The sequence below is a fragment of the Nonomuraea sp. NPDC049784 genome (assembly GCF_040659615.1).
Lineage (GTDB): Bacteria > Actinomycetota > Actinomycetes > Streptosporangiales > Streptosporangiaceae > Nonomuraea.
Map to the genome: position 1 here is coordinate 1 of NZ_JBFAMX010000551.1, position 6,868 is coordinate 6,868.

Genomic DNA, 6,868 nt, shown 5'->3' on the forward strand with positions numbered 1-6,868 from the left:
CGCCGAGCATGGCGGCCACGGTGGCGCCATTCCAGCAGATCGCTCGCTGCGCGCGGGGTGTGCCGAGCTTGTCGGCGGCATCCAGCAGCTGACTGGTCAGGGCTTGGCAGGTGGTCAGTTCGCCCCGCTCGATGTAGGCGGCCAGCAGGGTGGCGCCCAGTTCGATGCCGTGATCGCTCCAGCCTCCCTCTAACTCCCGCGCAAAAGCTTGCTCGCCGAGCTTGATGCTGCCTTCAAGGTCACCGGTCTCTCGCAGGCATCGGCACAGCGCGAGTGCGATGCCGATGCGCTGGTCGGTTTCTTCCCGGTCCTCGAAGGTCATCGGCGGCAGCGGCACATCCAGGGGGGCGGTGACCTCCAGCAGGTGACGCAGCCTGGCCATGGCGGCGACCAGGTCGCCGTCGGCCTCTTCGGCCAGGGCGAGGCCGAGTTCGGCCCGTCGCCACAGATCCGGGCGGCTGCCCAACTCCGGGTCGCCGACGACGGCGCTGAAACGCTGCCGTGCCAGGGCAGCGTGCCCGTGGTCGAGCGGGTCCTGCGCGGCCGTCATGTCTGCGCGGATCGTGGCGCCGCGCTCGGCGCTGAGTCCGGAGGCGAGGACCTGCGGCGAGACCTGCAGAATCGCGGCCAACCTCTGCAGCTCGCCGGCGGTTGGGTCAACGCCGTCCTCGATCAACTGGAGCCTGCGCAGCCGCAACTGTGGACCGGCGAGTTGTTCCAGCGTCAGCCGGCGCTGGTGGCGCAGCCCGCGCAGGATCACGCCCGCGTGTGTCTCGGTCAGCATGTCACCGCCTCGTCATGATCAGCTTACTGCGTCGATCAATGCGACCCGATCGTAGACATAACTGCGGCACCGCGCCATCCTGGGGCCAGAACGCCTGCGCCCCTCGCTTCCGTCCTGGTGCGCGTCACCTGGGGTGTTCACCTGGGCGGATTCCGGTGATGTTGTGGTGACGGGCGGGGTTTGCCACAATCGGGCCGACCCTGCGAGCCGCTCGGCCGTACCCGGCAAGACGAAACAGGAAACAGGAGGTCCCGCCGTGCGTGCACGCTTCGGGCGTCGGTTCATCTGCATGACCCTCGCGGTTCTCGCCGCCTTGACGATCGGTGGCGCGGCCGCCCATGCCGACACGCCGCCTGTGGTGGGTGCCTCTGACGGTCTGCACTGCTGCTGACCCTGGATCACTGCATGTCAGTACGTCCGTGGCGTCGGGCTGATCGGCCGTTTCGAGATGGTCGTGTCAGAGGATGACGGTGTCGTTGAGGACCAGAGTCCCGCCGCACCAGGACGCGCCGGTCATGCTCTTTCCCCACGCATCCAACGCCCAGCCCAGCCACTCACGAACCTGGGCAGGCCGCCGAGGCGGGACGTCCTGGTTGACCTCGATCATGGGGGCACCTCACCGAGACAGGGAGCCATGGCGCGAAGAGAGGGCGTCCCCCGGAACAGATGGTGAACTGTCACGGGAAGCGCTTTTCCTTGTTTAGCACCATTGCCCCTGGACGAGACGATCACGACCTATTTGACCGGTGGATGATCGTCTTGTCAACGCGCGAACCCCGAACCCCGCGTAACGCGATTCCGCTATCCAGCTTAAGTGCCGTCCGAAATTTGGGCGTAAGAGTGTAGCAGCGGTACTCATTTCGGTCAGGTGGCGAAAAACGTCGGACACCGTACCTATGGCGTGAAGGTGAATTCCCCGGGACAATCGCGGGCAATGACGGTCGGCGGCCTGGTATGAGCGGCTGTCCCGTCCCATTTCGACGAGAGGGTCCGATCTCGGATGGCTGTCTACGTGCCCCATGATCCTGAGCTGCGCAGTGATCCGTACCCGACCTACCAATGGCTGCGTGATGAGCATCCGGTGTATCACAATCCCCAAGCCGATTTTTGGGCGCTGTCGCGACATGCCGACGTTGCGGCCGCTTGGCGCGACAGCGGTACCCTCTCCTCCGACCATGGGGTTGCCTTGGAGCAGTGGGGGCCTCAAGCCAGCCGGCAGATGAGCTTCGTCGCGATGGACCCGCCCGAGCACACCGACATGCGCAGGCTGATCTCCCGAGCTTTCACCCCTGCCCGTGTCCGCGGCCTGGAGCCCCGCATCCGCGAGCTCACACGTTCCTACCTGGATGCTGCGCTGGAGAAGGGCTCCTTCGACTTCGTCACCGACTTCGCGCAGATGATCCCGGTGGATGTCATCTCCGAGCTCATCGGCGTGCCGCCGGACCACCGGCCAATGCTGCTGCGACTCAGCCAGCAGATCATGGACCGCGGCGATGGCGCCGGTCGGATGACGGCCGCGGTACGCGACGCCAACATCGAACTGGCTCACTACTACCGTGGCTTGATCGCCGAGCGGCGGCACCAGCCGCGCGAAGAGGAGGATCTGACCAGCGCGCTGCTGGCGGCCGAAGTCGACGGGCAGCGGCTGGGCGACGGTGACGTGGCGGCGACGTTGATGCTGCTGGGCGTGGCCGGCAACGAGACAACCATCAAGCTGCTGGGCACCGCTTGGCGGTGCGCCTTCCAGCATGGTGATCAGCGGGCGCGTATCTGGGCAGGCGAGGTCGCGGTTGACGCCTGGGGGGAGGAAACTCTGCGGTATGAGGGCCCGAGTCAGTACACCGTGAGGCGGGTTCGCCACCCCATCGAGCTCCACGGCCAGGTCATCCCGGCTGATGCTCGGCTGGTGCTGCTGATCGCCGCGGCCAACCGTGACGAGCGCGTCTTCCCCAACGCTGACCGCTTCGACGTGAAACGCGCCACCGACGAGACGCTTGCGTTCGGGCGAGGACCGCACTTTTGCCTGGGCGCCGCCTTGGCCCGGCTGGAGGCCAGGATCGTGCTAGAAGAGCTGATCGCCGCTGTTGACGCCGACTACGAGGTCGACGTGTCCGCTGCCCGCTTGAGCACCAGCCCCAGCGTGCGCGGCTACGAGAGTCTGCCCACTGTGGTTAAGCCCCGTCTGCGGCGTTGAGCACCTTGGGTGGGCGCAGCCGTGCCACGCCCCCGTAGGCGCCGATCTGTTCGACGTTGAGGCCTTCGCCGATGTCGTCCGGTCGCCAGTCAGGTAGCCGCACCAGGCCGGGCGGTAGCAGGTCGAACCCATCGAAGAAGCGGGCGATGGCTGCCTGGGGGCGCATCGCGGTTTGCTCGTTGGCCTGCTGGTATTCCTTGGCTACGGCACCGACGTGGCCGCGGGGGAGTTGCTTGGCGAACCCGTCGGTGGTGCCGTGGCTGAGCGCCATGAAGCTGTCGGTGGGCAGGTGGTCGCGCAGCATCGCCACGATCTGGTGGGGGTTGTGCTCATCAGTGACGAAGTGCAGCAATCCGATCAAGATCAGGCCTATTGGCTGGGTCCAGTCGATGAAGTCGCGCACATCCGGTTCGGCCAGTAGCTCTTCCACCCGGCGCACGTCGCCGGCGACCACCCGGACTTTGTCGTCCTCGGCCATCAGCGCCCGCGCATGAGCCAGGACGACCGGGTCGTTGTCGACGTACACCACCCGGGCCGCCGGGTTGAGGCGCTGGGCGACCTCGTGGACGTTGCCGTGGGTGGGCAGCCCGGCGCCGATGTCCAGGAACTGGCCGATCGCTCCGCCGGCGGGGTCAGCCAGAAAACTCACCGCCCGACGCAGGAAGTGCCGGTTCTCACGCATGGTGGGGCCCACAAATGGGCTGAGCGCGTTGATGCGGTCGGCGGCGTCTCGGTCGGCCTGGAAATTATCCTTTCCGCCCAAGAAGTAGTCGTAGATCCGGGCGACGTTCGGTATCTCTACATCGATTCCCTCAGCCCAGTTGTGCTCGCTCATGCCGCCCTGTTGCCCTCACCCAGGAAGGGGTGTGCGGACGCGAGAACCGCCCCCAGACACCCGGCGTGTCATAGATCGCTGTCAAGGGTGAGCCGGAGAGCTCGGCACCGTCAACCCTGACGCGTTGATCATGAACGGGACTGTTCGTCAGAGCGGGTTGTCAACCCAGCCGATGGGCCAGCGCGTTGCGGTGGCGGAAAAGCACATCCAGGGTGTCGCGGCCAGGTTTGGTGGCATACGAGGCAGCCGCGCTGAAGGCGACCAAGTGCGGCTCGACCTCCTCGGTCTCGCCCAGCAGCCGGTCAACGGCAAAGGAATGGGAAGCCACTACATCGGCCCGATCCGGTTGGGCGAAGCGGTACACCGTGAAGGGTCCAGTGCACGGCAGGTAGATCGGCCGGTCCATGAGAGCGATCTGCAGGGTGATCCGCTCGCTCTTGACGTCCTGGATCAGCGCGTCCAACACGCGCGACTGGACCGTAGGCCCACCCAGGTTCCGCATCAGAGCGCTCTCGTCGATAATCGCCCAGTAGGCAGGCGGACGCGCGCGCTCCAGGATCTGCCGCCGCTGGTGAAGCAGTCCCACCCCGAACTCCAGGGGGCAAGTGCGCGAGCGGTGAGTGGAGGCCACAGCGCACACCGCGCGGGCGTAGTCCTCGGTCTGCAGCAGCGGCGGGATGAATTGCACGTGGTAGGTGCGCAGTTCCTCTGCGCCGTCTTCCAGATGCCAGCTGGCGGCCAGGGGTAGTGGCACGTGAGGCTGGTCGTACCAGGCTGGCTCGCGCCTTCCCGCCGCCAATTCCAGCACGTAGGCGCGCTGGAACGGGTCATGAACGCCGTAGACCGTCAGCAGGGCCTCGATGGTGGAGGCGCGCGGTGTCACCCGACCTTGTTCGATGCGGTCCACGGTGGATGGGGCGATCTCGGTCTCGGCAGCTGCCATCCGGATGGACAGTTGGCGTTTCTTGCGCAAGCAGGCCAGGCGCTGAGCTGCCATGTGCTGGGCCATCGCCAAGGCTCGCGCCTGGAGCTTCACCATGTGAAATGAATTCCTCCCATCTCTGGGCGTTCCTTCACCAGTGTGTCCGAGCAATCGTGCAAGCGGAACCCCGGCCACCGACGCGAGACCAATCCGGAATGCGTACAGCCTTCCACGTACAGGAAATCTGGTCAGGGGCATGACCAAATAACGAAAAAACCTGCTGGAGCGAGGCTGTTGCGTCAGTTGCGCAGCTTGATGCACGATGACACGCACACACAACAAGTTGTCAGCTTTTCGAAATGCGTACGGCCTGCTGTGGGGGCGGGCCGTGGGCAGGAAGGCAAACGCGAGTGGCCTGTAGCGAGCACAACCCCAGCGGCCGCCGGACCGAGCGCCGGCGGCATATCACCACGCTGGATCGGCAACACCGTACATGCACCCCGTTGTGGTGCCGACATGGACAACTACGCTGCCCGCCTGCGGACCGCGGCGGGCCGAGCGGTGCGCGCGCCGCCGTGCGGGCTGCCAGGAGGTATCGGTGACCACCTCCTGGCAGCCCGATCGGCTCGACCCACGGACCCCGGCCCGCTCGCGCAGCGGTCAGTTGCTCGGCCAGGAGTTGCCGCACGGCATCTACTACCGCACCGACTCCGATGGCGTGCTCGAAGGGATTGCCGTGATCGACGGTCACGTCGTCAGCCGGTGGCACGAGCTGCCGTTCCCGCTGCAAGTCCCGCTGCAGGTCCCGCTGTGCTCGCCGTGGAACCGCATCTTGGCCGACTCGGCCGCGATTGGGTTGACGGTCGATCAGGCCTTAGCCTGTGTCGCTGCAGACCCCGAACACTTGCACCCCGACGACGGCGCGCGGGCAATCTGGGCCGCTGAGGCGGTGTTGGCGGAGCAGGTTGCCTACGCTGAAGTCTCACCGCGATCCTGGCAGATGTCCCCGCTGGTGGCTGCGATCGAGTCCAGTCCGCTGATCTTGACGTATCACAGCGAGCGGTGGCCCCACACCTGGGCGCCGACGTTGCGGGTTGGCCGCAGCGAACGCATCGGTGACTTGTGGGATATCCCCGCGCTCATCCGAGCGTGGGAGGAGATCGACATCCCCGACGATGTGTCCAGAGATGTGTCCAGACGTGAATGCAAGGCCCTGGACGAGGCGAGCGACATGCGAGTATCGGACGTGGTGCGCCGCCCAGACCACTTGAGGAAGGCAAGCTGGTCGGTCATGGCGCTGCTCATCGGCGCAGACCAAGGCTGGGCAGCTTGGGAGAGCTGGCAGGAGTGGCGGCTGGAGCGGTACAACTCAGCCACGGCGCCTCCCGATGCCCCGTGCTAGCGCCGGAGGGGTACGCTCTTCCGCGCGATACCCGGCGGCAGCACGGAACCGAAGGCAGGGAAAGAGCCCAGCGTCAGGACACTGGGCTCTTTGACCCCCAGGCGAACAAGTTCTCATGGCGAGGGAGACACGATCGCCCTTGAGTATTCACCGGCATCAGCTACCGCACATCCAGGCTGTGCCTGCGAACGACCACGATCGTAGGCAATCAGTCGCCTGCGTGTAAACCCTGATCTTGACATTCAGTCAGGAATAATCGCCTCGAGGCGAGGATCTGGAACGTCTGACCACATCAGAGACGGGAGCAACATCACCCTAAACATCACATTGACTACCATATGCACCGGGGGTAAGACCTGATGTTTGCCAGGAACTTCCGTTCTGTGCTAAACGATCTGCAGTGGATAGGGATACGGAAGTGAACGACGCCTTAGCGCAGGCGCTGCGCCGCCTGCGCGCGGCGGGGGACGGCCGCTCACTCGACCACGAGAGCCTGGCAGTGATCCGCCGGGCAGCCATCGCCCGGATGCAGAACGGCGAGCAGCCTGCCCAGCTCGCTCGTGAGTACGGGCTCGCCCGCTACACGCTTTACTACTGGCGATCCTTGGCCAGGCAGGGCAACCGGCGCGCCTCGCAGGCGGCGCCGGAAGGACGCACGCCGTACAAGGTTTCGCCGCAGGCGCGCGAGCAGCTGCGTCAGGCCGTTCTGAGCGATCCGCGCGAGCTGGGCC

The 6,868-nt window shown here is 65.9% G+C and carries 5 protein-coding genes and 2 pseudogenes; 3 read left to right on the forward strand and 4 right to left on the reverse strand.

The features are described 5' to 3' along the window. Both AB0J09_RS51460 and AB0J09_RS51465 read right to left on the reverse strand, forming a co-directional pair. Nucleotides 1-784, reverse strand: a pseudogene (locus tag AB0J09_RS51460) (hypothetical protein); the annotation flags it as partial. Between the two features lie 457 nt (nucleotides 785-1,241). After that, on the reverse strand, nucleotides 1,242-1,391 hold the full coding sequence (locus tag AB0J09_RS51465; protein ID WP_360708956.1) for a hypothetical protein: 150 nt from the start codon (nucleotides 1,389-1,391) through the stop codon (nucleotides 1,242-1,244). A 393-nt stretch (nucleotides 1,392-1,784) separates the two neighbouring features. On the opposite strand from AB0J09_RS51465, the gene AB0J09_RS51470 reads away from it, so the two are divergent. Then, the gene (locus tag AB0J09_RS51470; RefSeq protein WP_360708959.1) at nucleotides 1,785-2,978 is read left to right on the forward strand and encodes a cytochrome P450; all 1,194 of its coding nucleotides are present in this window, start codon (nucleotides 1,785-1,787) and stop codon (nucleotides 2,976-2,978) included. Here the strand turns inward: AB0J09_RS51470 and AB0J09_RS51475 are convergent. Together AB0J09_RS51475 and AB0J09_RS51480 are read right to left on the reverse strand one after the other, a co-directional pair. After that, complete coding sequence (locus AB0J09_RS51475) at nucleotides 2,956-3,813, reverse strand: SAM-dependent methyltransferase (protein ID WP_360708961.1); 858 nt, start codon at nucleotides 3,811-3,813, stop codon at nucleotides 2,956-2,958. The genes AB0J09_RS51470 and AB0J09_RS51475 overlap by 23 nt on opposite strands. Nucleotides 3,814-3,973: 160 nt before the next feature. Beyond that, nucleotides 3,974-4,852 carry a helix-turn-helix transcriptional regulator gene (locus tag AB0J09_RS51480; protein ID WP_360708964.1) on the reverse strand — a complete coding sequence of 293 codons (879 nt, stop codon included), beginning with the start codon at nucleotides 4,850-4,852 and terminating at the stop codon, nucleotides 3,974-3,976. 481 nt (nucleotides 4,853-5,333) lie between these two features. On the opposite strand from AB0J09_RS51480, the gene AB0J09_RS51485 reads away from it, so the two are divergent. Together AB0J09_RS51485 and AB0J09_RS51490 are read left to right on the forward strand one after the other, a co-directional pair. Beyond that, entirely contained in the window at nucleotides 5,334-6,137 is an 804-nt protein-coding gene (locus AB0J09_RS51485; RefSeq protein ID WP_360708967.1) for a hypothetical protein, read from the forward strand. Between the two features lie 418 nt (nucleotides 6,138-6,555). Further along, nucleotides 6,556-6,868, forward strand: a pseudogene (locus AB0J09_RS51490) (hypothetical protein); the annotation flags it as partial.